24 protein-coding genes are annotated in these 25,833 nt (G+C 61.7%); 10 read left to right on the top strand and 14 right to left on the bottom strand.

Annotation, left to right across the window (positions count from 1 at the left end; genetic code table 11):
• Positions 1-3: 3 nt before the first annotated feature.
• Complete coding sequence (locus J2Y83_RS03445) at positions 4-711, bottom strand: PilW family protein (RefSeq protein WP_253393343.1); 708 nt, start codon at positions 709-711, stop codon at positions 4-6.
• On the bottom strand, positions 708-1,193 hold the full coding sequence (gene pilV / locus J2Y83_RS03440; protein WP_301294883.1) for a type IV pilus modification protein PilV: 486 nt from the start codon (positions 1,191-1,193) through the stop codon (positions 708-710). Before pilV ends, J2Y83_RS03445 begins: the two co-directional genes overlap by 4 nt.
• 205 nt (positions 1,194-1,398) lie before the next feature.
• Between pilV and J2Y83_RS03435 the strand changes: the two genes are divergently transcribed.
• On the top strand, positions 1,399-1,980 hold the full coding sequence (locus tag J2Y83_RS03435) for a GspH/FimT family pseudopilin (protein ID WP_253393341.1): 582 nt from the start codon (positions 1,399-1,401) through the stop codon (positions 1,978-1,980).
• On the opposite strand, the gene ispH is transcribed toward J2Y83_RS03435, so the two are convergent.
• The 6 genes from ispH to murJ form a co-directional block, all read right to left on the bottom strand.
• Positions 1,934-2,881, bottom strand: coding sequence for a 4-hydroxy-3-methylbut-2-enyl diphosphate reductase (gene ispH, locus J2Y83_RS03430; RefSeq protein ID WP_247396697.1), 948 nt, complete (start codon positions 2,879-2,881; stop codon positions 1,934-1,936). The two genes, J2Y83_RS03435 and ispH, sit on opposite strands and share 47 nt — an antisense overlap.
• 137 nt (positions 2,882-3,018) lie before the next feature.
• Positions 3,019-3,456 carry an FKBP-type peptidyl-prolyl cis-trans isomerase gene (locus J2Y83_RS03425; RefSeq protein ID WP_247396717.1) on the bottom strand — a complete coding sequence of 146 codons (438 nt, stop codon included), beginning with the start codon at positions 3,454-3,456 and terminating at the stop codon, positions 3,019-3,021.
• Between the two features lie 7 nt (positions 3,457-3,463).
• Positions 3,464-3,973 carry a signal peptidase II gene (lspA, locus tag J2Y83_RS03420; protein WP_247396698.1) on the bottom strand — a complete coding sequence of 170 codons (510 nt, stop codon included), beginning with the start codon at positions 3,971-3,973 and terminating at the stop codon, positions 3,464-3,466.
• Entirely contained in the window at positions 3,966-6,797 is a 2,832-nt protein-coding gene (gene ileS / locus J2Y83_RS03415; protein WP_253393340.1) for an isoleucine--tRNA ligase, read from the bottom strand. Before ileS ends, lspA begins: the two co-directional genes overlap by 8 nt.
• Before the next feature lie 14 nt (positions 6,798-6,811).
• Entirely contained in the window at positions 6,812-7,750 is a 939-nt protein-coding gene (gene ribF / locus J2Y83_RS03410) for a bifunctional riboflavin kinase/FAD synthetase (RefSeq protein ID WP_017845491.1), read from the bottom strand.
• Between the two features lie 120 nt (positions 7,751-7,870).
• Positions 7,871-9,409, bottom strand: coding sequence for a murein biosynthesis integral membrane protein MurJ (murJ, locus tag J2Y83_RS03405; RefSeq protein ID WP_253393339.1), 1,539 nt, complete (start codon positions 9,407-9,409; stop codon positions 7,871-7,873).
• Positions 9,410-9,662: 253 nt separating this feature from the next.
• On the opposite strand from murJ, the gene rpsT reads away from it, so the two are divergent.
• Positions 9,663-9,941 (top strand): 30S ribosomal protein S20, encoded by a 279-nt coding sequence (rpsT, locus tag J2Y83_RS03400; RefSeq protein ID WP_003215870.1) that lies wholly within the window; start codon positions 9,663-9,665, stop codon positions 9,939-9,941.
• Positions 9,942-10,105: 164 nt separating this feature from the next.
• Here rpsT and J2Y83_RS03395 read toward each other — a convergent pair whose 3' ends face one another.
• Positions 10,106-10,591 (bottom strand): FKBP-type peptidyl-prolyl cis-trans isomerase, encoded by a 486-nt coding sequence (locus J2Y83_RS03395; protein ID WP_017845493.1) that lies wholly within the window; start codon positions 10,589-10,591, stop codon positions 10,106-10,108.
• On the opposite strand from J2Y83_RS03395, the gene J2Y83_RS03390 reads away from it, so the two are divergent.
• The 3 genes from J2Y83_RS03390 (at position 10,590) to J2Y83_RS03380 (ending at position 13,959) form a co-directional block, all read left to right on the top strand.
• The gene (locus J2Y83_RS03390; RefSeq protein WP_321862699.1) at positions 10,590-10,880 is read left to right on the top strand and encodes a DUF3565 domain-containing protein; all 291 of its coding nucleotides are present in this window, start codon (positions 10,590-10,592) and stop codon (positions 10,878-10,880) included. The two genes, J2Y83_RS03395 and J2Y83_RS03390, sit on opposite strands and share 2 nt — an antisense overlap.
• A 79-nt stretch (positions 10,881-10,959) precedes the next feature.
• The gene (gene pta, locus J2Y83_RS03385; RefSeq protein ID WP_253393337.1) at positions 10,960-13,059 is read left to right on the top strand and encodes a phosphate acetyltransferase; all 2,100 of its coding nucleotides are present in this window, start codon (positions 10,960-10,962) and stop codon (positions 13,057-13,059) included.
• The gene (locus J2Y83_RS03380) at positions 13,060-13,959 is read left to right on the top strand and encodes an acyltransferase (RefSeq protein WP_253393336.1); all 900 of its coding nucleotides are present in this window, start codon (positions 13,060-13,062) and stop codon (positions 13,957-13,959) included.
• A gap of 175 nt (positions 13,960-14,134) precedes the next feature.
• On the opposite strand, the gene cysN is transcribed toward J2Y83_RS03380, so the two are convergent.
• The 3 genes from cysN to J2Y83_RS03365 all read right to left on the bottom strand — a co-directional run bounded on the left by cysN (position 14,135) and on the right by J2Y83_RS03365 (position 17,899).
• Complete coding sequence (cysN, locus tag J2Y83_RS03375) at positions 14,135-16,033, bottom strand: sulfate adenylyltransferase subunit CysN (protein WP_253393335.1); 1,899 nt, start codon at positions 16,031-16,033, stop codon at positions 14,135-14,137.
• 9 nt (positions 16,034-16,042) lie between these two features.
• Positions 16,043-16,960, bottom strand: a complete 918-nt coding sequence (gene cysD / locus J2Y83_RS03370; protein WP_010565604.1) for a sulfate adenylyltransferase subunit CysD — start codon at positions 16,958-16,960, stop codon at positions 16,043-16,045.
• A gap of 180 nt (positions 16,961-17,140) precedes the next feature.
• Positions 17,141-17,899 carry a Nif3-like dinuclear metal center hexameric protein gene (locus tag J2Y83_RS03365; protein WP_017845498.1) on the bottom strand — a complete coding sequence of 253 codons (759 nt, stop codon included), beginning with the start codon at positions 17,897-17,899 and terminating at the stop codon, positions 17,141-17,143.
• A 102-nt stretch (positions 17,900-18,001) separates the two neighbouring features.
• Between J2Y83_RS03365 and algW the strand changes: the two genes are divergently transcribed.
• Both algW and J2Y83_RS03355 read left to right on the top strand, forming a co-directional pair.
• On the top strand, positions 18,002-19,156 hold the full coding sequence (gene algW, locus J2Y83_RS03360; RefSeq protein ID WP_253393334.1) for a Do family serine endopeptidase AlgW: 1,155 nt from the start codon (positions 18,002-18,004) through the stop codon (positions 19,154-19,156).
• Between the two features lie 112 nt (positions 19,157-19,268).
• The gene (locus tag J2Y83_RS03355; RefSeq protein ID WP_253393333.1) at positions 19,269-21,365 is read left to right on the top strand and encodes a TonB-dependent siderophore receptor; all 2,097 of its coding nucleotides are present in this window, start codon (positions 19,269-19,271) and stop codon (positions 21,363-21,365) included.
• Between the two features lie 40 nt (positions 21,366-21,405).
• Here J2Y83_RS03355 and hemH read toward each other — a convergent pair whose 3' ends face one another.
• The gene (hemH, locus tag J2Y83_RS03350; protein ID WP_253393332.1) at positions 21,406-22,431 is read right to left on the bottom strand and encodes a ferrochelatase; all 1,026 of its coding nucleotides are present in this window, start codon (positions 22,429-22,431) and stop codon (positions 21,406-21,408) included.
• Between the two features lie 14 nt (positions 22,432-22,445).
• A complete protein-coding gene (locus J2Y83_RS03345) occupies positions 22,446-23,345 on the bottom strand; it encodes a TIGR01777 family oxidoreductase (protein WP_253393331.1) in 900 nt (299 codons plus the stop codon).
• 211 nt (positions 23,346-23,556) lie between these two features.
• On the opposite strand from J2Y83_RS03345, the gene J2Y83_RS03340 reads away from it, so the two are divergent.
• From J2Y83_RS03340 to J2Y83_RS03330, 3 genes are all read left to right on the top strand, one after another.
• Positions 23,557-24,543 carry an NAD(P)/FAD-dependent oxidoreductase gene (locus tag J2Y83_RS03340; protein ID WP_253393330.1) on the top strand — a complete coding sequence of 329 codons (987 nt, stop codon included), beginning with the start codon at positions 23,557-23,559 and terminating at the stop codon, positions 24,541-24,543.
• Positions 24,540-24,755 carry a TIGR02450 family Trp-rich protein gene (locus J2Y83_RS03335; protein ID WP_253393329.1) on the top strand — a complete coding sequence of 72 codons (216 nt, stop codon included), beginning with the start codon at positions 24,540-24,542 and terminating at the stop codon, positions 24,753-24,755. The genes J2Y83_RS03340 and J2Y83_RS03335 overlap by 4 nt, the downstream gene beginning before the upstream one ends.
• Positions 24,756-24,867: 112 nt before the next feature.
• Positions 24,868-25,833, top strand: coding sequence for a YbgA family protein (locus J2Y83_RS03330; RefSeq protein ID WP_253393328.1), 966 nt, complete (start codon positions 24,868-24,870; stop codon positions 25,831-25,833).

The following is a 25,833-nucleotide window of genomic DNA, read 5'->3' as shown; positions in this document are numbered from 1 at the left end:
GCTCTACCCCAGCCGGTTACGCAGCGCCGCAACCACGCTCCAGGTTTGCGCCTTCACCAACCCTGCCGGGTCTTGCAGCGTCAACAGGATGCGCACACTGCGTATCAGCGATTCGTCGGCAGGGCCAGGGTCATAGCGCACCACATGTGTCGAATCAGGCTTGGCCGCCACGCCGAAACTGATCTCGAACGCCTGCACGTTGTCCACCAGTACTGTCTTGGCCGGGGCTGCCGGGGTGCTGACTTTCAACTGGCCGGCCTCGAAGGTGTAGGTAAGCTGACGTATCGCAAAGCGTATCTGCCCCGGCGCAGCAGGGGGTGGGATGCCAGCATAAGCGTGGGCAGAACCGGTGCAGTCGGACAACACAGTCCAATCCGGCTTGCCGCCGTCCGCGCCGACCTCTGCGCTAACCAGGGTCAGAGACATTGAAGCATCCGCGACACTCCAACTGATGGGCCGTTCGAAGGCCAACGGCGCACCTTCGATCAATGCCGTATCCAGGCAACCCAACATGCCCGCCAGACGAATGTCCTGAATCAGTTTGCCGAGCGCAAACCGCGCATCATCCTGCAGCAGCATGGCGGCCTGCTGGCTGGCATGGGTCGTTCGAGCGCTGATGGCGACTTGGCTGACCCCGAGGCTCAGCACCAGCCCAAGCGTCAATGCCAGCAGCAACTCCAGCAAGCTGAAACCCTGCTCCCGTCGCTTCATTGCACCACCTGCGATTCGTCGGCGACGCGACTGGTGAGTGTGAATATTTCCCTCGCCCCAGCGTTTTTTGCCCCCCTGGCGTCATCCCAACTGATGCTGACGATCACTTCATTGGCACGAACGACCACCGAGCCACTGCCGCTGTCACCGGCGAAACCGAGGATGTTGGCCTCGAAATCGTGCAGGTCGAGGTCACGCACACTGGCCGTCGACGTGAACGGTGGTGCGCGCTCGCTTCGCGCCCACGAGTAGTCGGCGCCGGAGTTGGCGCGAATGCGGTCCAGCATGTCGTAGGCGATAAAGCTCGCCTGGCTGGTCATCCGCGAGCTGTCGGTGTACTTGAGTGCATTGAGCTGGACCACCGCGACCCCCAACAGGCCGATCACGAGAATCAGCACCGCCACCACCACCTCGATCAGGGTCATGCCGGTTTGGTGGCGGAAAGTTAAAGGTCGAAAAAAGGCAGTCGGGCAAGCAAGCATTACCGTCGTCATCCCTGTCGAAGGCCGGAAAAAAGCAGGAAAACCCTGCTGTGCGGCCCAAGACTAGCGCCGGTTTTTGGCCTGCGCTGCTCCCGGAACAAAGGGAAATACTTTGGACATAAAGGCCAGCATTCAACACCACGAGCCGGACGCTATACCTAGGCATGCCATCTGAGTATCCATCACGTCCACGGAGGGACGGCACATGACACAGCGAGGTTTCACCCTGATCGAACTACTGCTCGGGCTTATCCTGAGCGGCATCCTTGCGCAACTGGCGGTACCCAGTTTCAAGGGTTTGCTGGAATCCCAGCAGCGACAAAGCGCTGCCCAGTCGTTGGCTGGCGGCCTGCGCTATGCGCGCACCGAAGCCATCGCGCGCAACCGGGCGGTAGTCATGCATGCCGTGGACGATGATTGGAGCCGGGGCTGGCGGGTGATCGTGGATCTGAACGGGCACGGCCATCTGGACGACGATAATCCCGTGCTGCTGGAGCACCAGGACAATGGGCGCGTGCAGATCGTGGGCAATGGACCGGTCAGGAGCCAGGTACGCTTCAGCGGGCTGGGCGAGCCGGTCTTTGCTGGCGGGGGCTTTCGTGCTGGCACCGTGCATGTATGCGCCACGGACCAGGCACAAAGCCTGTTTCAAGTGGTGCTGGCCCCCAGCGGGCGCATCAGCCTGCGCCGAGATAAAACCGAGCAGGCATTATGCCGAGGCTCGCTCAACACCCTGGGACTCAGAGCAGCGAACGAACCCGCAGCTCCTTGGGCATGGAGAAAGTGATGTTCTCCTCACGACCGGCCAACTCATCGGCACCTGTGGCACCCCAGGCCTGCAACTGTTGGATCACACCGCGCACCAGGACTTCCGGCGCCGAGGCGCCCGCCGTGATGCCGATACGCTCGACGCCATCGAACCAGCTGCGCTGCATGTCCTCGGCGCCGTCGATCAGGTACGCCGGCGTGGCCATGCGTTCAGCCAGTTCACGCAGGCGGTTGGAGTTGGAGCTGTTAGGGCTGCCGACGACCAGCACCACATCACATTCATCGGCCAGTTGCTTGACCGCATCCTGGCGGTTTTGCGTGGCGTAGCAGATGTCGTCCTTGCGCGGGCCGCCAATCGCTGGGAAGCGTGTGCGCAGGGCATCGATCACCCGGCTGGTGTCATCCATGGACAAGGTGGTCTGGGTGACGAAGGCCAAACGCTCCGGGTTGTGTACCTGCAAGTTGGCGACGTCTTTCTCGTCTTCCACCAGGTAGATCGCGCCACCGTTGCCGCCGTCGTACTGGCCCATGGTGCCTTCGACTTCCGGGTGGCCGGCGTGGCCGATCAGGATGCATTCACGGCCATCGCGGCTGTAGCGCGCGACCTCGATATGCACCTTGGTGACCAACGGGCAGGTGGCATCGAACACTTTCAGGCCACGGCCTGCCGCTTCGGTACGTACAGCCTGGGATACACCATGGGCACTGAAGATTACGATGACGTCGTCCGGCACCTGGTCGAGTTCTTCGACAAAGATGGCGCCGCGAGCGCGCAAGTCTTCGACCACGAATTTGTTGTGGACGACTTCATGGCGCACGTAAATCGGCGGCCCGAAGACTTCCAGGGCGCGGTTGACGATTTCGATCGCCCGGTCCACGCCGGCGCAGAAGCCACGGGGGTTGGCGAGTTTGATTTGCATGCTGTGCCTCGTGTCTTTGTGGGAGCTGGCTTGCCTGCGATGCGGTCGACTCGGTGTATCAGGTACACCGAGGTGATGCCATCGCAGGCAAGCCAGCTCCCACACAAGCCAGCGCCCGCAGGAGCCGGTTCTGTCAGTTAGAGCGCTTTAACGTCGAAGATTTCTACGTCAAACGTCAAGGTTTTACCGGACAACGGGTGGTTGAAGTCGATGGTCACTTGCGCATCATCGAAGGCTTTGACCACACCCGGCAGCTCGGTATTCGCCGCATCGTTAAAAATCACCAGCAGGCCTTCCGACAGGTCCATGTCCTGGAACTGTGAACGCGGGATGATCTGTACGTTCTGCGGGTTGGGCTGGCCAAAGGCGTTTTCCGGCAGGATCTGCAGGGTGCGCTTGTCGCCCGCCTTGAAGCCGAACAGGGCCGCTTCAAAACCCGGCAGCAGGTTGCCGTCGCCCACCTTGAAGGTTGCCGGGGATTTGTCGAACGTGCTGTCGACCGTGTCGCCATTCTCCAGGCGCAATGCGAAATGCAAGGTGACTTCCGTGTTCTGGCCGATGCGTTGTTCAGCCAATACCTGATCAGTCATGAACGGTCTCTCCGGTTTTCTTACTTTTGAACATATCGAGTGCCAGCATGATTGCACCGACGGTGATGGCGCTGTCAGCAAAATTGAACGCCGGGAAGTAATGGCGATTCTGCCAATGCACCAGAATGAAATCGATCACATGGCCCAAGGCGATGCGGTCGTACAGGTTGCCCAGCGCGCCGCCCAGCACCAGTGCCAAGGCGATGGCCAGCCAGGTGTCATCGCGCCCCAGGCGCTTGAGCCAGACCACCAGCACCGCACTGACCACCACGGCGATCAGGGCGAACAACCAGCGCTGCCAGCCGCCGCCATCGGCAAGGAAGCTGAACGCCGCGCCGGTGTTATAGGCCAGGGTCCAACTGAAGTAATCCGGGATCACCACGATTTGCTGGAACATCTCCAGGGTGCCCTCGAAGTGAGCCTTGCTGACCTGGTCGATGACCAGGACCAGCACGCTCAATACGAGCCAGCCAAGACGTCCGAAACGACTGGCATTAGGCATAGTGACGAACCTCACCGGCACCGCTGATGTTGTCGACGCAACGACCGCAGATTTCCGGATGCTCAGGGTTCACGCCAACATCTTCACGGCAGTGCCAGCAACGGGCGCACTTAGGGAAGGCCGACTTGACGACTTTGAGCTTGAGGCCAGGCACCTCGGTGGCCACGGCGTCCGCCGGGGCCTGGGCGAATGGCGCCAGGCTCGCGGTGGAGGTGATCAGCACGAAGCGCAGTTCGTTGCTCAGCTTGGCCAGGTCGGCGCTCAGGCCTTCCTCGGCAAACAGGGTGACTTCGGCTTGCAGGTTGCCACCGACGGCCTTGGCCGCACGCTGGACTTCCAGCTCCTTGTTCACGGCCACTTTCACCGCCATCACGCCTTCCCAGTATGCGCGGCCCAGTTCGAAGTCGGCCGGCAGTTCGGTCAGGCCTTCGTACCAGGTGTTGAGCATCACGGACTCGTTGCGCTCGCCCGGCAGGTATTCCCACAGTTCGTCGGCGGTGAAGGCCAGGATCGGCGCGATCCAGCGCACCAACGCTTCGGAGATGTGATACAGCGCGGTCTGCGCCGAGCGGCGCGCCTTGCTGTTGGCGCCGGTGGTGTACTGGCGGTCCTTGATGATGTCGAGGTAGAAACCGCCCAGCTCCTGCACGCAGAAGTTGTGAATCTTCGAATAGACGTTCCAGAAGCGGTATTCACCGTAGTGCTCCTGCAATTCGCGTTGCAGCAACAGGGTACGGTCCACGGCCCAACGGTCCAGGGCGAGCATGTCCTCGGCCGGGAGGATGTCGGTGGCCGGGTTGAAACCGGTCAGGTTCGACAGCATGAAGCGTGCGGTATTACGGATACGACGGTAGGCATCGGCGCTGCGCTGCAGGATCTGCTCCGACACGGCCATCTCGCCCGAATAATCGGTCGAGGCGACCCACAGGCGCATGATGTCGGCGCCCAGGGTGTCGTTGACCTTTTGCGGCGCGATCACGTTGCCCAGGGACTTGGACATCTTGCGGCCGTTTTCGTCGACGGTGAAACCGTGGGTCAGCAGTTCGCGGTACGGTGCGTGGTCGTCGATGGCGCAACCGGTCAAAAGCGACGAGTGGAACCAGCCACGGTGCTGGTCCGAACCTTCCAGGTACAGGTCGGCGCGCGGGCCGGTTTCGTGACCCATCGGGTGCGAACCGCGCAGCACGTGCCAATGGGTGGTGCCGGAGTCGAACCACACATCAAGGGTGTCGCTGATCTTGTCGTACAGCGGCGCTTCGTCGCCCAGCAGCTCGGCGGCGTCCAGCTTGAACCAGGCTTCGATGCCTTCCTGCTCAACGCGCTGGGCCACGACTTCCATCAGTTCGACGGTACGCGGGTGCAGCTCGCCGCTTTCCTTGTTAAGGAAGAACGGGATCGGCACGCCCCAGTTGCGCTGGCGGGAGATGCACCAGTCCGGACGGTTGGCGATCATCGAGTGCAGGCGCGCCTGGCCCCAGGCCGGGACGAACTTGGTGTCCTCGATGGCTTTGATCGCGCGGTTACGCAGCGTTTCGCCACTGGCCGGTTCTTTATCCATACCGATGAACCACTGCGCGGTGGCGCGGTAGATCAGCGGGGTCTTGTGGCGCCAGCAGTGCATGTAGCTGTGGCTGATGGTCTCGGTGTGCAACAGCGCGCCGACTTCCGACAGCTTGTCGATGATCGGCTGGTTGGCCTTGAAGATGAACTGGCCGCCGAAGAACTCCAGAGACGGCGCATAAACACCGTTGCTCTGCACCGGGTTCAAGATGTCGTCGTTGACCATGCCATAGGCTTTGCAGGTCACGAAGTCGTCTACGCCGTAAGCAGGAGCGGAGTGAACGATGCCGGTACCGGCGCCCAGTTCAACGTAGTCAGCCAGGTACACCGGCGACAGGCGGTCGTAGAACGGGTGACGGAAGTTGATCAGTTCCAGCGCGGTACCGGTGGTGGTGGCGATCACCGAACCTTCCAGCGCGTAACGCGCCAGGCAGGCTTCGACCATCTCTTCGGCCAGCACCAGCAGGCGATCACCAACATCCACCAGGGCGTAGGTGAATTCCGGGTGGACGTTCAGCGCCTGGTTGGCGGGGATGGTCCACGGGGTGGTGGTCCAGATCACGATGGCGGCCGGCTTGGCCAGGCTTGCCAGGCCAAAGGCCGCGGCCAGCTTGGCGTCGTCGGCGATCGGGAAGGCCACGTCGATGGTCGAGGACTTCTTGTCTTCGTACTCGACTTCCGCCTCAGCCAGGGCCGAACCGCAGTCGAAGCACCAGTTCACGGGTTTGAGGCCCTTGAACACGAAACCGCCCTTGACGATTTCGGCCAAGGCGCGGATTTCACCGGCCTCGTTCTTGAAGTCCATGGTTTTGTACGGGTTGGCCCAGTCGCCCAGGACGCCCAGGCGGATGAACTCGGACTTCTGCCCTTCGATCTGCTCGGTGGCGTAGGCACGGCACAGTTCGCGGGTTTTATCGGCGCCCAGGTTCTTGCCGTGGGTCACTTCGACTTTGTGTTCGATCGGCAGGCCGTGGCAATCCCAACCCGGGACATACGGCGCGTCGAAACCCGACAGGGTCTTCGAGCGGACGATCATGTCCTTGAGAATCTTGTTCAGCGCATGACCGATGTGAATCGTGCCGTTGGCATAAGGAGGGCCGTCGTGCAGGACGAATTTCGGACGATCCTTGCCAATCTCGCGCAACTTTCCGTACAGGCCAATACTGTCCCAGCGCTGCAGGATCTGCGGTTCGCGCTGTGGCAGGCCGGCCTTCATTGGGAAGGCGGTGTCCGGAAGGTTTAGCGTGGCTTTATAGTCGGTCATTTAAGGCTCTTCGGTTAGCGATGGGCGCTAGGTGCGGCTAGGGCACGGGCGGCGGCGACATCCGCATTGATCGCCGTTTTCAACGCCTCAAGGGAGGCGAAACGCTGCTCTTCACGCAGCTTTTGGTGGAAAACCACCGTCAAACGCCGGTCATACAGATCACCGGCAAAATCCAAAAGGTGAACTTCCAGGTGGGCCTTGCCATCACCTGCAACCGTGGGCCTGACGCCTATATTGGCGACTCCCGGCCACGATTGGCCGTCGATGTCGACACTCACCAGGTAAACCCCGGTCAGCGGCACACGACGGCGCTTGAGCTGCACGTTAGCGGTTGGCGTGCCCAGTTGGCGCGCCAGCTTCTGGCCGTGCAATACCCGTCCGGCAATGCGGAACGGACGACCGAGCAAACGCTCGGCCAAGGCGAAGTCGGCGGCAGCCAAGGCATTACGCACCTGGGTACTGCTCACGCGCAGGCCGTCCAGTTCGACGGTTTGCGCGGCTTCGACGGTAAAACCCTGGGTCACGCCAGCGTGTTGCAGAAAATCGAAATCGCCGACCCGGTCACACCCAAAACGGAAGTCGTCGCCGACCTCCAGATGCTGCACGCCCAAGCCATCCACCAGGATACGGTCGACGAACTCGGCGGCGCTGAGGCTGCGCAAACGCTGGTTGAAGGCCAGGCACAGCACACGGTCCACACCCTCCTCCGCCAACAGTTGCAGCTTGTCGCGCAACCGGGCCAGGCGCGCCGGTGCCGTTTCCGGGGTAAAGAATTCCCGCGGCTGTGGCTCAAAAATCACCACGCAGCTGGGCACGCCCAACTCGACCGCACGCTCGCGCAGCCGGGCCAGGATAGCCTGGTGGCCACGGTGTACACCGTCAAAGTTGCCAATAGTGGCGACGCAGCCCCGATGCTGGGGGCGCAGGTTGTGGAGACCTCGAACCAGCTGCATAACGCGCTTCTTGCTCATAAAGTGGTCGATTATAACCACACCCGGCCCCGGATCACAGGCAACAGCGCAGGGCAAAACGGATGGAATCGATAAAACACCGGTTTTATCGCGGCAAACCCTCTAACCCAGCGTCTTGCGATTGAAATCCCGCAGGCGGAAACCTTGCAGCAGCAACATGCCGAAGTACACCACCACGCCCGCCACCACCAGCACGCCCAGGCGCAGGAAACGCTCGAGCATATGGCCTTGATCCCAGGCCGGCATGAAGTGCATCAGGCCCAGCAATACCGCCGACATCATCGCCACCGCCACCAGCAGCTTGAGGGCAAACATCCCCCAGCCAGGCTGCGGCTGGAACATCTGCTGTTTGCGCAGTTGGTAAAACAGCAGGCCGGCATTGATGCAGGCACCGGCGCTGATGGCCAAAGCCAGGCCGGCGTGAGCCAGCGGACCGATAAACACCAAGTTGAGCAATTGCGTGACGATCAGCGTGAAGATCGCGATCTTCACCGGCGTGCGGATGTTTTGCTGGGCGTAGAAACCCGGCGCCAGCACTTTGATCACGATGATGCCGAGCAGACCGACGGAGTAGGCGATCAGCGCATGCTGGGTCATCAAGGCATCGTGCGCGCTGAATTGCCCGTACTGGAATAGTGACACCGTCAGTGGCTCAGCCAGGATTCCCAGCGCCAGGGAACACGGCAACACCAGCACGAAGCACAGGCGCAAACCCCAATCGAGAATGCGCGAGTATTCATGGCGGTCCTTGCTCGCGTAGGTACGCGCCAGCGTCGGCAGCAAAATCGTGCCCAGGGCCACGCCGAGGACGCCGGACGGCAGCTCCATCAAGCGATCGGCGTAGTACATCCACGACACCGAACCGGACACCAGCAGCGACGCAAACGCTGTGTTGATGATCAGGGAAATCTGGCTGACCGACACCCCGAGGATCGCCGGCAGCATATTGCGCATCACGCGCCAGACGCCGGTGTCCTTGAGGTTCAGGCGCGGCAACACGAGCATGCCGATCTTTTTCAGGTGCGGCAGTTGGTAGAGCAATTGCGCCAGGCCACCGGCCAATACCGCCCAGCCCAGGGCCATGACCGGCGGATCGAAGTAGGGCGTGAGGAACAGCGCGAAAATAATCATGCTGACGTTAAGCAGGGTCGGCACGAATGCCGGCACCGAGAAACGGTTCCAGGTATTGAGGATGGCGCCGGCCAGGGATGACAGGGAGATCAGCAATATGTAGGGGAAAGTCACCCGCAGCAGATCAGTGGTCAGCGCGAATTTTTCCGGCGTATTGGCAAACCCGGGCGCCGTGGCCCAGATCACCCACGGCGCGGCGAGCATGCCGATCACAGTCACCAGCATCAGCACCAGGGTCAGCAAGCCCGAGACATAGGCAATGAATGTGCGGGTCGCCTCCTCGCCCTGCTGCGTCTTGTATTCCGCCAGAATCGGCACGAACGCCTGGGAAAACGCGCCCTCGGCGAAGATCCGCCGCAACAGGTTGGGCAATTTAAAGGCAATAAAGAACGCGTCCGTGGCCATGCTGGCGCCAAAAATGCGCGCCAACAGGGTGTCACGTACAAACCCCAAAACCCGGGAGATCATCGTGATCGAGCTGACGGCAGCCAACGATTTGAGCAGATTCATTGAAAGAGTTTGCGCCTATAGATAAAGAGCAGGCGAACTACGCGCCTACTTATGCGATACTGCGCGCCTGCAACAGCACAGCGCCAAAGCTCGCGAGTTTACAGGTCAAGCGCCGGAAATAAATCACCCGCCTCTTCAGATCGACCACTCAGCAGTTCGCATCAACCGCCCTTGACAACCCATCAACTCATCGGCATGATTCGCGGCCTATTTTGTTTGCTATTTCCTAAAAAGTCTTTCGAGGAGCTCGACGGTGGCCAACACACCTTCCGCCAAAAAACGTGCAAAACAGGCTGAGAAGCGTCGCAGCCACAACGCCAGCCTGCGTTCCATGGTTCGTACCTACATCAAGAATGTAGTTAAGGCCATTGACGCAAAAGACGCTGAAAAAGCTCAAGCTGCTTACGTTCTGGCTGTGCCAGTTATCGACCGTATGGCCGATAAAGGCATCATCCACAAGAACAAAGCTGCTCGCCATAAAGGTCGTCTGAATGGCCACATCAAGGCTCTGAACCTTGCTGCTGCAGCCTAAGCGATAAACTGCCACGCAGGTTTACCTGCGTAACAGTTAAGAAATGCCCCGTACCGAAAGGTCCGGGGCATTTTTGTTTGGGCGCCATAAATCTTTATTGCACGCACAAAAAAACGCCCCGAACCAGTCGGGGCGTTTTTACTACCACCTGATCAAAACATCGATCAATGGTGATGACCGCCTTCACCGTGCACGTGGCCGTGAGCGACTTCTTCCTGGGAAGCGTCGCGGATGGCCACGATCTTCACTTGGAAGTTCAGGCGCTGGCCTGCCAGAGGGTGGTTACCGTCGACGGTGACGTCGTCGCCGTCCAGATCACGGATGGTGACGATCTGCATTTGGCCGTCCGGCGCGGAAGCGTGGAACTGCATGCCCACTTCCAGTTCGTCGACACCTTCGAACATGCTGCGGCTCAGGGTGCTGACCAGTTCGGCGGAGTATTCGCCGTAAGCATTTTCAGGCTCTACGACAACGGTCAGTTCATCACCGACGCTCTTGCCGACCAGGGCGTTTTCCAGGCCCGGGATAATGTTGCCTGCGCCTTGCAGGTAGACCAGCGGCGCGCCGCCGGCTGAGCTGTCGATGACCTCACCAGCGTCGTTGGTCAGGGTATAGTCGATGGAGACAGCCTTGTTAGCGGCGATCGTCATGGGGCGAGACCTTTTGCATAAGAATGAAGAACGGACAAGTCTAAACAAGGATTTGCCCGAAAGCGAACAGAACCCGGACGGACGGGGTCGATCAACGGTCGCCGTCATCCTCGGATTCCACCAGGACGACGACCGGCACTGGGTTGCCGAGCTGTCCTGCGGCCACACCCAACACCTGCGCCACCAGCCGCCCTGGCAATCGCGCGCCTGGGTACTCGACCCCGCACAGCGCCTGGAAAAAATAGGCCAGCCCTTTGCCTGCGGCTGGTGTGCGCAGGAGCGCGAATAACGATAACCTTGGCGCCTGATTCCCGGTAGGCACTCAACCATAGAGCGCCACCGAAGCCATGCACCTCCAGAGAATTCGCATGCAGACTTTTTTTATCGCGCCCACCGATTTTGGTGTGGGTCTGACCTCCATCAGCCTTGGGCTGGTGCGCACCCTTGAACGTGCCGGGTTGAAAGTCGGCTTCTTCAAACCGATTGCCCAGCCGCACCCCGGCGACACCGGCCCCGAACGTTCCACCGAGCTGGTCGCTCGCACCCACGGCCTCAAACCGCCGCAGCCTCTGGGCCTGGCCCATGTCGAGCGGATGCTCGGCGACGGCCAGCTCGACGAATTGCTCGAAGAAATCATCACCCTGTATCAACAGGCCGCCGTGGGCAAGGACGTGCTGATCGTCGAAGGCATGGTGCCGACCCGCAGCGCCAGCTATGCAGCGCGGGTCAACCTGCACCTGGCCAAGAGCCTGGACGCGGAAGTGATCCTGGTTTCGGCGCCGGAAAACGAAGTGCTCACCGAACTCTCCGGCCGCGTGGAATTGCAGGCCCAGTTGTTCGGCGGCCCGAAAGACCCGAAAGTGCTCGGTGTGATCCTCAACAAGGTGCGCACCGATGAAAGCATGGAAGCCTTCTCGGCGCGCCTCAAGGAGCATTCGCCGTTGCTGCGCAGCGGGGATTTCCGCCTGCTCGGCTGCATTCCTTTCCAGCCCGAACTCAACGCGCCACGTACCCGCGACGTCGCCGACCTGATGGGCGCGCAGATCCTCAACGCCGGCGATTATGAAACCCGGCGCATGTCCAAAATCATCATCTGCGCCCGCACCATGCGCAACACCGTGGAACTGCTCAAGCCGGGCGTGCTGGTGGTGACGCCGGGGGACCGCGACGACATCATCCTCGCCGTCAGCCTGGCCGCGATCAACGGCGTGCCCCTGGCCGGCCTGCTGCTGACCAGCGACACCCTGCCCGACCCGCGCATCATGGACCTCTGCCGAGGCGCCTTTCAGGCCGGGCTGCCGGTGCTGTCGGTAAGTACCGGCTCCTACGAGACAGCGAACCTGCTCAACAGCCTGAACAAGGAAATCCCCATCGATGACCGCGAGCGCGCCGAGATCATCACCGATTTCGTCGCCAGCCACCTCGATGCGCGCTGGCTGCACCAACGCTGCGGCACGCCACGGGAGATGCGCCTGTCGCCAGCGGTGTTCCGCTACCAGTTGATCCAGCGCGCCCAGGCCGCCAACAAGCGCATCGTCCTGCCCGAAGGCAGCGAGCCGTTGACCGTGCAAGCCGCCGCGATCTGCCAGGCCCGCGGCATTGCCCGTTGTGTGTTGCTGGCCAAGCCGGCGGACGTGGAAGCGGTCGCCCGCGCCCACGGCATCGAATTGCCCGAAGGCCTGGAAATTCTCGACCCGGACCTGATTCGCGAGCGCTATGTCGAACCAATGGTCGCATTGCGCAAGAGCAAGAGCCTCAACGCGCCGATGGCCGAACAGCAGCTCGAAGACACCGTGGTGATCGCCACCATGATGCTCGCGCTCGATGAAGTCGACGGCCTGGTCTCCGGGGTTATCCACTCCACCGCGAATACCATCCGCCCGGCCCTGCAACTGATCAAGACCGCGCCGGGCTGCACCTTGGTGTCGTCGGTGTTCTTCATGTTGTTCCCCGAACAGGTGTTGGTGTACGGCGACTGTGTGATGAACCCGCACCCGAGCGCCGCCGAGCTGGCGGAAATCGCCTTGCAAAGCGCCGACTCGGCGGCTGCGTTCGGCATCACGCCACGGGTGGCGATGATCAGCTATTCCAGCGGTGAATCGGCCAGCGGCGAAGAAGTGGAAAAAGTCCGCGAAGCCACCCTGCTCGCCCATGAACAACAAAGCTCGCTGCTGATCGACGGCCCGTTGCAATACGATGCCGCCGCCAACGAAACCGTCGCCCGGCAACTGGCGCCCAACAGCCTGGTGGCGGGCAAGGCCACGGTCTTCGTGTTCCCCGACCTGAACACCGGCAATACCACCCACAAGGCGGTACAACGCAGCGCCGATTGCGTCAGCCTCGGGCCGATGCTCCAGGGCCTGCGCAAACCGGTGAACGACCTGCCGCGCGGCGCCCAGGTCGACGACATTGTGTACACCATCGCGCTGACCGCGATTCAAGCCGCCAACCGACCTATGGAGATCTAAATGCTGGATTTTCTACCTGCCGCCGTGCGCGGGGTGATCGCGTCGTTGCTGCTGGCGCTGAACACGATCCTGCTGTGTTCGTTCCTGTTCATCGTCGCGCTGTTCAAGGCACTGCCGTTCGCCAAGCGCTTCAGCGAATGGCTGATGAACCACACCCATGAAGCCTGGATCAGCAACAACAAGGCGTGGATGAACCTGGTGCGGCGCACCCGCTGGCACCTTAAAGGCCTGGAAGGGCTGGACTACCAGCACTCTTATCTGGTGACCAGCAACCACCAGAGCTGGGTCGACATCATGGTGCTGCAATACGTGCTCAATCGACGGATTCGCCCGCTGAAGTTCTTTCTCAAGCAGGAATTGATCTGGGTACCGGTGATTGGCCTGGCCTGGTGGGCATTGGGCTTTCCGTTCATGAAGCGCTACTCCAAGGCCTACCTGGAAAAACACCCGGAGAAGAAAGGCAAGGACCTGGAAACCACCCGCAAGACCTGCGCGAAGTTTCGCGCCAACCCGGTGGGGATTTTCAACTTTGCCGAAGGCACGCGCTTTACGCCGGGCAAGCATGCGCAGCAGCACTCGCCCTTTCGCTACTTGCTCAAGCCCAAGGCCGGCGGTATTGCGTTTGTGTTGGATGCCATGGGTGAGCAGTTGAAGTCATTGGTCAATGTGACCATCCACTACCCCGCCGGGCGCCCCGGCTACTGGGACTTGTTGTGCGGGAATGTGCAGGACGTGGTGGTGCGGTTCGAAGAAGTGCCGATCCCGCCTGAGTTCATTGGCAAGAATTACGAGCAGGATGGCGAGTATCGGCTGGCGTTCCAGGGCTGGATCAATCGGTTGTGGGAAGACAAGGATGCGCTGCTCAGCCAACTTCACACAGATTATCCAGACCGCCACTGATACAAAATGTGGGAGGGGGCTTGCCCCCGATAGCGGTGGTTCAGCCACCCGATGCTCTGACTGACACTCTGCAATCGGGGGCAAGCCCCCTCCCACATTTAACCGAGCCCGATCTTGAGAATGTAAAAAGCCCGCCACCGATCACTCGGTGGCGGGCTTTTTGTAGCGGCGAGGTTTAGATCGCGCCGCGCTGACGCAACAGCTCCAGCACTTGCTTGACGCTGTCTTCCAGCGACAGGGCCTGGGTGTCGATCACCAGATCGGCATTCAACGGCACGTCGTAGGGGAAGGACTCGCCAGGGATGTTATCCCCACCGGCCGCGTACAGGCCTTGCGGATCACGCTCGGCGCACACCAGCGGCGAAGCCTGCACGTAGACCGTCAGCAAGCGATCAGCACCGATCAGCGCCTTGGCCTGTTCACGCCCTTCGGCATCCGGCGCAACAAACGCGGCCAGGGTCAGCAGGCCGGCTTCGTTGAACTGGCGCGCGACGTGAGCCGCACGACGCCAGTTCTCGGTACGCCCGACACGGTCCTGCGGCAAGCCTTTGTTCAGGTCGTGGCGCAGGTTCTGGCCATCCAGCACAAACACCGCGCGGCCCATGTCGAACAGCTTGCGCTCAACCGCGTAGGCCAAGGTGCTTTTACCGGCGCCCGACAGGCCGCTGAACAACACGGTTGCCGGCTGCTGGCCGAAACGCTGGGCACGCTCTTCGGTGGCCACATGGGCCAACTTGCCGTGCTGCGCGGCGCTGCCGTGGACAACCGGCGGCGCGATGATCATGCCCGCGGCCACGGTGCCATTGGTCAAGCGGTCGATGACGATGAACGCGCCGGTGGTGCGGTTGCTCGCGTAACCGTCCAGGGCGATGGCGGCGTCGAGGCTGACCTTGACCCGGCCGATCTCGTTCAACTGCAGCGAACTCGCCGGGCCTTCGGCCAGGGTGTTCACGTCCACGCGATGCACGATGCTGGTGATGGAACCCGGCACGTAGCTGGTGGCGCGTTTGATGTCGTATTTCTTGCCCGGCAGCATCGGTTCTTCGGCCATCCACACCAGCATGGCGTCGAAGGCGTCGGTCACTTGCGGCACGCTATCGGCATGCACCAGCAGGTCGCCACGGGAGATGTCGATCTCGTCTTCCATGGTCAGGGTCACGGCCTGGCCTGGGCCAGCGTGCTCCAGTTCACCGTCGAAGGTGACGATGGATTTGACGCGGCTGCTCTTGCCCGACGGCAACACCACGACTTCGTCGCCCTTGTGCACGATGCCGCTGGCCAGGGTGCCGGCAAAACCGCGGAAGTTCAGGTTCGGACGGTTGACGTACTGCACCGGGAAACGCAGGTCGGTGTAGTTGCGGTCGTTGGCGATCTCGACGGTTTCGAGGATCTCCATCAGCGACTGGCCGGTGTACCACGGCGAACGCTCGCTTTTGTTCACCACGTTGTCGCCCTTGAGCGCCGACATCGGCACAAACGCCATGGTGCTCGGCTTGAAGGCGATACCGTCGGCGAACTTCAGGTAGTCGGCCTTGATCTGCTCGAACACACCTTCGTCGAAACCGTTGAGGTCCATCTTGTTGATGGCGACGACGATGTGCTTGATGCCCAGCAACGAGGCAATGAAGCTGTGGCGACGGGTCTGGGTCTGCACGCCGTAGCGTGCGTCGACCAGGATGATCGCCAGGTCACAGGTAGAGGCACCGGTGGCCATGTTGCGGGTGTACTGCTCATGGCCAGGGGTATCGGCGATGATGAATTTACGCTTGGCGGTGGAGAAGTAGCGGTAGGCGACATCGATGGTGATGCCCTGCTCACGCTCGGCCTGCAGGCCGTCGACCAGCAACGCCAGGTCGATGTCGTCACCGGTGGTGCCGACTTTCTTCGAATCGCGGGTAATGGCTTCCAGGTGATCTTCGTAGATCATCTTGGAGTCGTGCAGCAGGCGCCCGATCAGGGTGCTCTTGCCGTCGTCGACGTTGCCACAGGTCAGGAAGCGCAACATTTCCTTGCGCTCGTGCTGGCCCAGGTAGGCGAGGATGTCCTCGCTGATCAAATCAGATTGATGCGACATGACAGCCCCTTAGAAATAGCCTTGACGTTTTTTATCTTCCATCGAGCCGGCACCATCGTGGTCGATGACCCGGCCCTGGCGCTCGGAAGTTCGCGTCAGGAGCATTTCCTGAATGATGTCCGTCAGCGTCTCGGCTTCGGACTCCACCGCGCCCGTCAACGGGTAGCAGCCAAGGGTACGGAAACGTACTTTCTTTTTGACGATTCGGGCTTTGTCTTCGTCGGACAGGTGCTCGAGGATGCGGTCGTCGTCGATCATGATCAACGTGCCGTTCTTCTCGATCACATCGCGCTCGGCGGCGAAGTACAGCGGTACGATCGGGATGCCTTCCAGGTAGATGTACTGCCAGATGTCCAGCTCGGTCCAGTTGGACAGCGGGAACACACGGATCGACTCACCCTTGTTGACGTTGCCGTTGTAGACGTTCCACAGCTCCGGGCGCTGGTTTTTCGGGTCCCAGCGGTGCTTGCTGTCGCGGAACGAGTACACGCGCTCTTTGGCGCGGGACTTTTCTTCATCGCGACGGGCACCACCAAACGCGGCGTCGAAACCATACTTGTCCAAGGCCTGCTTGAGGCCTTCGGTCTTCATGATGTCGGTGTGCTTGGCGCTGCCGTGGGTGAACGGGTTGATGCCCTGTGCCACACCGTCCGGGTTGACGTGGGTGATCAGGTCCAGGCCCAGTTCTTCAACCATGCGGTCGCGGAACGTGTACATCTCCTGGAATTTCCACTGGGTGTCGACGTGCATCACCGGGAACGGCAGCTTGCCCGGGAAGAACGCCTTGCGTGCCAGGTGCAGCATCACGGCGGAGTCTTTACCGATCGAGTAGAGCATCACCGGGTTGTCGAACTCGGCGGCGACCTCGCGGATGATGTGGATGCTTTCCGCCTCCAGCTGTTTCAGATGCGTCAGTTTGTCGACCATGGCTACTCACGGAAAAACGATCTTATGGACGGCCAGCGGGCCGTGTTCGAGCGAGGCATGCTAGCACAGCACCTGCTTCTATTCAGGGCGCCAGCTAGATCGAAACGGTATATGGATATGCCCCGAGGTTTGGCGGCGATGGCCGGCCGAACCCTCCCAAATGTGGGAGGGTGGTGTGCGTTAGATCGGGTTGGGACAATCGATGAACAAATGCTCCAGGGCGAAACGCCGCGCCAGGTAGTCCCCCAATGCCTGCACACCGTAACGCTCGGTGGCGTGATGGCCGGCGGCGATAAAGCTGATGTCGTTTTCGCGGGCGCTGTGGAAGGTCTGCTCGGAGGCTTCGCCGCTCAGGTAGAGGTCGACGCCGGCCGCAATCGCCTGGTCGATGTAGCCCTGGCCACCGCCGGTACACCAGCCGACGCGGCGGATCATCTCGCTGCCTTCGATCAACAGCGGCTCGCGCCCCAAGACGCTCTGCACGCGGTGGGCGAAGTCACGCGGCGACAGCGGTTCGGCGAGGGAGCCGACCAGGCCGACGATCTTGAGGTCGGCCGGGTCCAGCGGGCCTTCGACAGTGATATCCAACTGCCGCGCCAGCTGGACGTTGTTGCCGACCTCGGCGTGCAGGTCCAGCGGCAAGTGGTAGGCCAGCAGGCTGATGTCGTGCTTGAGCAGGGTCTTCAGGCGGCGCTGCTTCATGCCAGTGATGCACGGGTTTTCGCCCTTCCAGAAATAACCGTGGTGGACCAGCACCAGATCGGCCTGGGCTTCAACGGCGGCGTCCAGCAATGCCTGGCTGGCGGTGACGCCGCTGACGATGCGCATCACCTGCGGGCGCCCCTCGACCTGCAGGCCGTTGGGGCAGTAATCGGCAATTTTTGCGCTGCCAAGGTAGCGGTCCGCTTCCTCGACGAGAGTGCTCAAAGCAACGGCCATAAAAGACTCCTAAATATCCCGTTCCGAGGCGCTCGCAGCCTCGTATAATGCGCGACATTATGGGCGCTCTCCCGCCCCCTGCAACCTGTCAGGACTTACTTGATGCTCAAGGCACTGCGTTTTTTTGGATGGCCATTGCTGGCTGGCGTGCTGATCGCGATGTTGATTATTCAGCGTTTCCCCCAGTGGGTGGGCTTACCGAGCCTTGATGTGAACCTGCAACAGGCCCCGCAAACCAACACGATGGTGCAAGGCCCGGTGACCTATGCCGACGCCGTGGTCATCGCCGCCCCTGCGGTGGTCAACCTGTACACCACCAAGGTCATCAACAAGCCGGCGCACCCGCTGTTCGAAGACCCGCAGTTCCGCCGCTATTTCGGCGACAACAGCCCCAAGCAGCGGCGCATGGAATCGAGCCTGGGGTCCGGGGTGATCATGAGCCCGGAAGGCTACATCCTCACCAACAACCACGTGACCACCGGTGCCGACCAGATTGTAGTGGCCCTGCGCGACGGCCGCGAAACCTTGGCCCGCGTGGTCGGCAGCGACCCGGAAACCGACCTCGCCGTGTTGAAGATCGACCTGAAAAGCCTGCCCGCCATCACCATCGGCCGCTCCGAAGGACTGCGGGTCGGCGATGTCGCGCTGGCCATCGGCAACCCGTTCGGCGTCGGCCAGACAGTCACCATGGGCATCATCAGCGCCACCGGGCGTAACCAGTTGGGCCTCAACAGCTACGAAGACTTCATCCAGACCGACGCCGCGATCAACCCCGGCAACTCCGGCGGTGCGCTGGTGGATGCCAACGGCAACCTGACCGGCATCAACACGGCGATTTTCTCCAAGTCCGGCGGCTCCCAAGGCATCGGTTTTGCGATCCCGGTCAAGCTGGCGATGGAAGTGATGAAGTCGATCGTCGAGCACGGCCAGGTGATCCGCGGCTGGCTGGGGATCGAAGTGCAGCCGCTGAGCAAGGAACTGGCCGAGTCGTTTGGCCTGACCGGGCGCCCGGGCATCGTGGTCGCCGGGATCTTCCGCGATGGCCCGGCACAGAAGGCCGGCCTGCAATTGGGGGATGTGATCCTCAACATCGACGGCGAACCGGCCGGTGATGGCCGCAAGTCGATGAACCAGGTGGCGCGGATCAAGCCGACCGACAAGGTCACGATCCAGGTGATGCGCAACGGTAAAGAGCTCAATCTGTCGGCGGAAATCGGCCTGCGCCCACCGCCTGCGCCGGTGAAGGAAGAGGAATGACCCGCGCCCCAGGTGCCCGTTCGCGGGCACCTGTAAGCATATATTTCAGAACCGAACCGCCCACATAACGACATGTTATATTGTTTCAATACCGCTATTGGAACGCTCTATCATGCCGCCTCGCACGTTTCCCCCCTTGGCCGGCCTGGCCCTGGGTTTGCTGCTGGACCCCGCCTACGCCGAAGACACTCGCATAGAACTGGACACCATCAGCGTCACCACCGACGCCTACGAATCCGCCACTGGCCCGGTCAATGGCTATCGCGCCACCCGCTCTGCCAGCGCAACCAAGACCGACACCGCGCTGCGCGACATCCCCCAATCCATCAGCGTGATTCCCGCCAGCGTGCTCAAGGACCTGGGCAGCACCGACGTGGAACGCGCCCTGGAATTTGCCGGCGGCGTCTCCAAGCAGAACAATTTTGGCGGCCTCACCCTCTACGAATACAGCGTGCGCGGCTTCACCACGTCGGAGTTCTACCAGGACGGCTTCAGCGCCAACCGCGGTTACCCGAGCACGCCGGACGCCGCCAATCTCGAACGCATCGAAGTGCTCAAAGGCCCCGCCGCCAGCCTGTACGGGCGCGGCGATCCGGGCGGCACGGTGAATATCGTCACCAAAAAACCCCAGCCCGACGCATTCACCACCCTGCAAACCAGCGCCGGCAGTTGGGACCGCTATCGCACCGCGCTGGACGTGAACACCCCGCTGGACAGCGAAGGGCAGGTGCTGACACGGGTCAATCTGGCGGTGGAAGACAACCATAGTTTCCGCGATCACGTAGACGCCAAGCGAGTGTTCGTCGCGCCATCCTTCAGTTGGCAACTGGCCCCCGACACGCACCTGCTGGTGGAAAGCGAATTCGTGCGTCACCGCTCCACCTTCGACCGTGGCATCGTCGCGCCTCGCGGCATGTCGCGCGCTACCTTCCTCGGCGAGCCCAACGACGGCGACATCAACAACCACAACAACCGCCTCCAGGCCACCCTTGAGCATCACCTCAACGACACGTGGGCACTGCGCCTGGCCAGCCATTACAAACAAGGCAGCCTGTGGGGCGACGCGTCGGAAAACCGCGCGCTGAACAGCGACGGCCACACCGTCGACCGCCGCTACCGCGAACGCTCCATGGGTTGGCACGACAGCATCACCCAGCTGGAACTGCGCGGCCTGTTCGACATCGGCCGTTGGCAACACGAGTTGCTGATCGGCACCGAGTACGAGGACTACCGCAAGAAGGAGCGCGTGACCGCCATCGCCGGCAGCCCCTACGCGATCGACATCTACAACCCGGTCTACGGCCAGCCCAAACCCAATGGCGAGCGCTCCGGCACCGATTTCTCCGAACAGGTAAAAAGCCAGGCACTGAACCTGCAAGACCAGATCATCTTCACCGAGCGCCTGCGCGGCATGCTCGGCGCGCGCGTCGAGCACTTCGAACAACGCACCGACGACTTCACCCGCCACCACGCCAAGCACCGCCAGACCCACGACGCCCTGACGCAACGCGCCGGCCTGCTCTACCAGCTCACACCTGAAGTCGGGGTGTTCGCCAACGCCTCGACCTCATTCAAGCCGAACAACGGCCTGGACGCTGGCGGCAAATCCTTCAAGCCTGAAGAAGGCGTGGGGTATGAAGTGGGGATCAAGAGCGAGCTGTTCGACGAGCGCCTCAGCGCCACGCTCGCCGCGTTCCACATCGAGAAGGAAAACGTGCTGGCCGTGGACCCGGCCACCGACACCCAACGCGCCATGGGCAAGGCACGCAGCCGAGGGGCTGACCTGCAACTGAGCGGGCAACTGAGCGAGGCGGTGCGCATGATCGGCGCGTTCGCCTACATCGACGCCGAAGTGACCAAGGGCGATAAAGCCATCCCCACCGGCAGCCGCATTCTCGGCGTGGCCAAGCGCAGCGGCAGCCTGTTGGGGGTGTATGAATTCCAGGACGGCGCGTTGCGCGGTTCAGACGTGGGCGTGGCGTTCACCTATGTCGGTGATCGCTCCGGTGAAGCCGGCGGCAGCTTCGAACTGCCCGCCTATCACACCGTGGACCTGCTGACACATTACAAGGCCACGGACAACGTCACCGTGGGTTTGAACCTTAACAACCTGTTTGATGAAAAGTACTACGAACGCTCCTACAGCAATTACTGGGTCAGCCCCGGTGAACCGCGCAACCTCACGGTCAACTTGACCCTCAACCTGTAACACGGTCACACCTGTGGGAGGGGGCTTGCCCCCTCCCACATCACAGTGCCACGGGCGCCCGCTCGCACAGGGTGTTAAGCGCCGCCGCCCACTGCTCGCTGTCATTCAAGCACGGCACCAGCACCAACTCCTCGCCGCCCGCTGCGCGAAATTGCTCGCGGCCGCGATCGCCGATCTCTTCCAGCGTCTCAATGCAGTCGGCGACGAACGCCGGGCACATCACCAGCAGCTTTTTCACGCCTTGCTTGGCCAGCGCGTCCAGGCGCGCCTCGGTGTAGGGTTCGATCCACTTCGCCCGGCCCAGGCGCGACTGGAACGCCACCGACCATTTGCCCTCCGGCAGGCCCATGCGCTCGGCAAAATTGCGCGCGACGCTGAAGCATTGCGCGCGATAGCAGGTGGCAAGCACCTCCGGCGAGGCCTTCTTGCAGCAATCGACATCCTTGAAGCAATGCGCGCCCGTAGGATCGAGCTTGGTCAGATGGCGCTCGGGCAGGCCGTGGAAACTCAGGAGCAGGTGATCGTAGTCCTGCGCCACATAGGGCCGCACGCTCGCCACCAGCGCATCGAGGTATTCCGGCTGATCGTAGAACGGTTGCAGGATCGAGAACTGCACCTTGAGCTTCTTGTCGCGCACCACCCGCTTGGCTTCTTCAATCACCGTGGTCACGGTGCTGTCGGCGAACTGCGGGTACAACGGCGCCAGGGTGATTTTCTGAATGCCCTGGGCGGCCAGGCGCACCAGGGTCGTTTCAAGGGATGGCTCGCCGTAACGCATCGCCAGCTCCACCGGACCCTGGGTCCACTGCGCGGTCATTTGCTGCTGCAGGCGCTGGCTGAGCACCACCAGCGGCGAGCCCTCTTCCCACCAGATCGAGGCATAGGCATGGGCCGACTGCTCGGGGCGCTTGATCAGGATCAGCGACACCAACAAACGCCGCACCGGCCACGGCAGGTCGATCACGTAAGGGTCCATCAGGAACTGATTGAGGTAGCTGCGCACATCGGCCACCGAAGTAGACGCCGGTGACCCCAGGTTGACCAGTAACAACGCGTGATCCGTCATGCAACATCCTATCTCTAGAGGCGGCCGGACAAGTCGTCCAAGGCCGCCTTCAACTCAGTGAACTGGAAAGTGAAACCGGCCGCCAACAGGCGCTCGGGCAAAGCCTTCTGGCCGCCCAGCAACAAGCCGGACAACTCACCCAACCCAACCTTCAACACGAAGGCCGGCATGGGCATGAACGCCGGGCGGTGCAGCACCTCGCCCAACGTCTTGGCAAACTCGCGGTTACGCACCGGGTGCGGCGCGCAGGCATTATAGGGACCGCTGGCGTCGCGCTGGTGCAGAAGAAAATCTATCAGCGCGATTTGATCATTGATATGCACCCACGGCATCCACTGCCGACCATTACCGATCGGCCCGCCCAGTGCCAGCTTGAACGGCAGCAACAGCCGCGACAAAAAGCCGCCCTCGGCCGCCAGCACCAGCCCGGTACGCACCAGCACCACGCGAATGCCCAGGGCTTCGGCGCGCTGGGCGGTTTCTTCCCAGGCGACGCACAACTGGCTGGGAAAATCGTCCTGCACCGGGCCGCTGGCTTCGGTCAGTTCGCGCTCGCCGCCGTCGCCGTACCAGCCCACGGCAGAACCGGAAATCAACACCGCCGGTTTCTCCGCCAGGCTTTCCAGCCATACCAGCAGGGTTTCGGTCAGGCTGATGCGGCTGCTCCACAGCAGCGCCTTGCGTTTATGCGTCCAGGGGCGATCGGCGATCGGCGCGCCGGCCAGATTAATGACCGCGTCCACCGGGCCGATAACCTCTTGCAGGCTGGCAACACCGCGCACCGCATCGCCACACAACCTGGCGACCTGTTCAGGGTGACGGCTCCACACCGTCAGGCGATGCCCTTGCGCCAGCCAATGTTGGCAAAGTTGACGGCCGATCAGGCCGGTACCGCCGGTCAGCAAAATGTGCATGGGATCTTCCTCATGTAACGTTCGCCACCGATCACTGGTCTATTTTATAAGCAGGGATCATTTGCAATCGGGCGTGACATTGATTTAAGCCTCAGCTTTAACCATAGGTCATGCCAAACGATCAGGTACGCCAAAACTTATACCAAAAAACAATATTGTACAGCTATTGGTGTCGGCGTAGTCTGTACCCAACGGTAAAACGAGGCCTCCCATGACTGTCCCCATCGCGATCATTGGCACCGGCATCGCCGGTCTCTCCGCCGCCCGAGCGTTACGAGACGCCGGGCACGTTGTACAACTCTTCGATAAAAGCCGCGGCAGTGGTGGCCGCATGTCCAGCCAGCGCAGCGACGCCGGCGCACTGGACATGGGCGCCCAGTACTTCACCGCCCGCGACCGGCGCTTCGTCAACGAAGTGCAACGCTGGCAAAGCAACGGCTGGGCCGAGCAATGGAAGCCGCAGCTGTATAACTTCAAGTCCGGCCAACTCACGCCCTCCCCCGATGAACAGATTCGCTGGGTCGGCACGCCGCGCATGAGCGCCATCACCCGCGCCCTGCTCGACGACCTGCCGGTGCAGTTCGGCTGCCGTATCACCGAAGTGTTCCAAGGCAAACACCACTGGAACCTGCTGGACGCCGACGGCGGCAACCACGGCCCGTTCAGCCACGTCATCATCGCCACGCCCGCCCCGCAAGCAACCGCCCTGCTGGCCGCCGCACCGAAACTGGCAAGTGCCGCTGCCGGCGTGAAGATGGACCCGACCTGGGCCATCGCCCTGGCCTTTGACAAGCCGCTGGAAACCCCGATGGAAGGCTGCTTCGTGCAAGACAGCCCGCTCGATTGGCTGGCGCGCAACCGCAGCAAACCGGGGCGCGATGCCTCCCTCGACACCTGGGTGCTGCACGCGACCAGCGCCTGGAGCAAGGAGCACCTGGACCTGTCCAAGGAAGCGGTGATCGAGCACCTGCACGGCGCCTTCGCCGAACTGCTGCACAGCGCCATGCCCGCGCCTTCGTTCAGCCTGGCGCACCGCTGGCTTTACGCACGACCGTCCAGCGCGCATGAATTCGGCGTGCTGGCCGACGCCGACCTGGGCCTGTACGTCTGTGGCGACTGGTGCCTGTCGGGCCGGGTCGAAGGTGCCTGGCTCAGCGGCCAGGAAGCCGCGCGGCGCTTGATCGAGCACCTGCAATGAACCGCATCAACCCGACCAAATTGCTGCTGTCGAAGTGGACAGCAGCACACCCTCGCAACAAGGAAAAACACTTCCTGGTCACCGAACTGTTTTGTGATGAAGAAGGCACCGTGCTCGACATCGAGCTACAAGCTGTCATGACCCAGCGCGGTGAACGCCTGCCCTGGCAAACCCTGCAAAACGCCGAGGACTGGCGAATCGGCTGGAAATAGCCCTCACGCAAATACTTGTACAGAATATTTGACTTGTACAGCATCAGCTCTATGATGAGATTTAGCTGTACACGATTATTCATTTGTACAGGAATCTTGCAGAGGGTTGGCCATGTCCAGCACCACGTCCATCAAGCCGAAGATTGGTATCAGCGCCTGCCTGCTGGGCGAAAACGTGCGTTTTAACGGCGGCCATAAGCAATCGCAACTCTGCAGCGAAGTGCTCGCCGAGTACTTCGACTTTTTGCCGCTGTGTCCGGAAGTGGCGATCGGCCTGGGTATTCCTCGGGAAACCATTCGCCTGGTGGGCGATGCCGCAGCCCCTCAAGCCGTCGGCACCGTGCATCGCGAACTGAATGTCACCGCGCCGCTGGGCGAATACGGCCAAAAAATGGCCGCCGAGCACACCGACCTGAGCGGCTACATCTTTATGCAGAAATCGCCGTCCTGCGGCCTGGAACGGGTCAAGGTCTACCGTGAAAACGGCGCACCGGTGGACGGCGGCGGGCGCGGCATCTATGCCCAGGCCTTTTGCGCACGCCACCCCAACCTGCCCGTGGAAGAAGACGGTCGCCTGAATGACCCGGTGCTGCGGGAAAACTTCCTGACCCGCGTCTTCGTCTACGCCAGTTGGCAACAATTGCTCGGCGAAGGCCTGACCCGCCATCGCCTGCTGGCCTTTCACGCGCGCTACAAATACCTGCTGATGGCCCACAGCCCGGCGCATTACAAAAGCCTCGGCAACCTGCTCGGCAGCATGGCCAGGGGCGAAGACCTCGACGCGTTGGGCGCCGACTATTTCAGCGCGCTGATGAGCGGGCTGAAAAAGTGCGCCACCCGCGGCACGCACACCAATGTGCTGCAACACATCAGCGGTTACCTCAAGCAGGCCATCAGCGCCGACGATAAGCAGGAAATGCAAACCGTGATCGGCCAATACCGCCAAGGCATCGTGCCGCTGGTGGTGCCGCTGACCTTGCTCAAGCACCACTTTCGCCTCCACCCGGACCGCTACATCGCGCAGCAGGCCTACTTGCAGCCGCACCCGGAAAATCTCAGCCTGCGTAATGCGATCTGA

Origin of the sequence: Pseudomonas marginalis (genome assembly GCF_024169655.1) — a bacterium.
Taxonomy (GTDB): Bacteria; Pseudomonadota; Gammaproteobacteria; order Pseudomonadales; family Pseudomonadaceae; genus Aquipseudomonas; species Aquipseudomonas paraveronii.
Note: the sequence above shows the minus strand (reverse complement) of the source record. Positions and strands in the feature narration are given on the sequence as shown.

Coding starts and splice junctions, on each gene's coding strand:
- J2Y83_RS03445 (WP_253393343.1), bottom strand. CDS start 711: ATGAAGCGACGGGAGCAGGGTTTCAGCTTGCTGGAGTTGCTGCTGGCA.
- pilV (WP_301294883.1), bottom strand. CDS start 1,193: ATGCTTGCTTGCCCGACTGCCTTTTTTCGACCTTTAACTTTCCGCCAC.
- J2Y83_RS03435 (WP_253393341.1), top strand. CDS start 1,399: ATGACACAGCGAGGTTTCACCCTGATCGAACTACTGCTCGGGCTTATC.
- ispH (WP_247396697.1), bottom strand. CDS start 2,881: ATGCAAATCAAACTCGCCAACCCCCGTGGCTTCTGCGCCGGCGTGGAC.
- lspA (WP_247396698.1), bottom strand. CDS start 3,973: ATGCCTAATGCCAGTCGTTTCGGACGTCTTGGCTGGCTCGTATTGAGC.
- ileS (WP_253393340.1), bottom strand. CDS start 6,797: ATGACCGACTATAAAGCCACGCTAAACCTTCCGGACACCGCCTTCCCA.
- ribF (WP_017845491.1), bottom strand. CDS start 7,750: ATGCAGCTGGTTCGAGGTCTCCACAACCTGCGCCCCCAGCATCGGGGC.
- murJ (WP_253393339.1), bottom strand. CDS start 9,409: ATGAATCTGCTCAAATCGTTGGCTGCCGTCAGCTCGATCACGATGATC.
- J2Y83_RS03390 (WP_321862699.1), top strand. CDS start 10,590: ATGGGGCGAGACCTTTTGCATAAGAATGAAGAACGGACAAGTCTAAAC.
- J2Y83_RS03395 (WP_017845493.1), bottom strand. CDS start 10,591: ATGACGATCGCCGCTAACAAGGCTGTCTCCATCGACTATACCCTGACC.
- pta (WP_253393337.1), top strand. CDS start 10,960: ATGCAGACTTTTTTTATCGCGCCCACCGATTTTGGTGTGGGTCTGACC.
- J2Y83_RS03380 (WP_253393336.1), top strand. CDS start 13,060: ATGCTGGATTTTCTACCTGCCGCCGTGCGCGGGGTGATCGCGTCGTTG.
- cysN (WP_253393335.1), bottom strand. CDS start 16,033: ATGTCGCATCAATCTGATTTGATCAGCGAGGACATCCTCGCCTACCTG.
- cysD (WP_010565604.1), bottom strand. CDS start 16,960: ATGGTCGACAAACTGACGCATCTGAAACAGCTGGAGGCGGAAAGCATC.
- J2Y83_RS03365 (WP_017845498.1), bottom strand. CDS start 17,899: ATGGCCGTTGCTTTGAGCACTCTCGTCGAGGAAGCGGACCGCTACCTT.
- algW (WP_253393334.1), top strand. CDS start 18,002: ATGCTCAAGGCACTGCGTTTTTTTGGATGGCCATTGCTGGCTGGCGTG.
- J2Y83_RS03355 (WP_253393333.1), top strand. CDS start 19,269: ATGCCGCCTCGCACGTTTCCCCCCTTGGCCGGCCTGGCCCTGGGTTTG.
- hemH (WP_253393332.1), bottom strand. CDS start 22,431: ATGACGGATCACGCGTTGTTACTGGTCAACCTGGGGTCACCGGCGTCT.
- J2Y83_RS03345 (WP_253393331.1), bottom strand. CDS start 23,345: ATGCACATTTTGCTGACCGGCGGTACCGGCCTGATCGGCCGTCAACTT.
- J2Y83_RS03340 (WP_253393330.1), top strand. CDS start 23,557: ATGACTGTCCCCATCGCGATCATTGGCACCGGCATCGCCGGTCTCTCC.
- J2Y83_RS03335 (WP_253393329.1), top strand. CDS start 24,540: ATGAACCGCATCAACCCGACCAAATTGCTGCTGTCGAAGTGGACAGCA.
- J2Y83_RS03330 (WP_253393328.1), top strand. CDS start 24,868: ATGTCCAGCACCACGTCCATCAAGCCGAAGATTGGTATCAGCGCCTGC.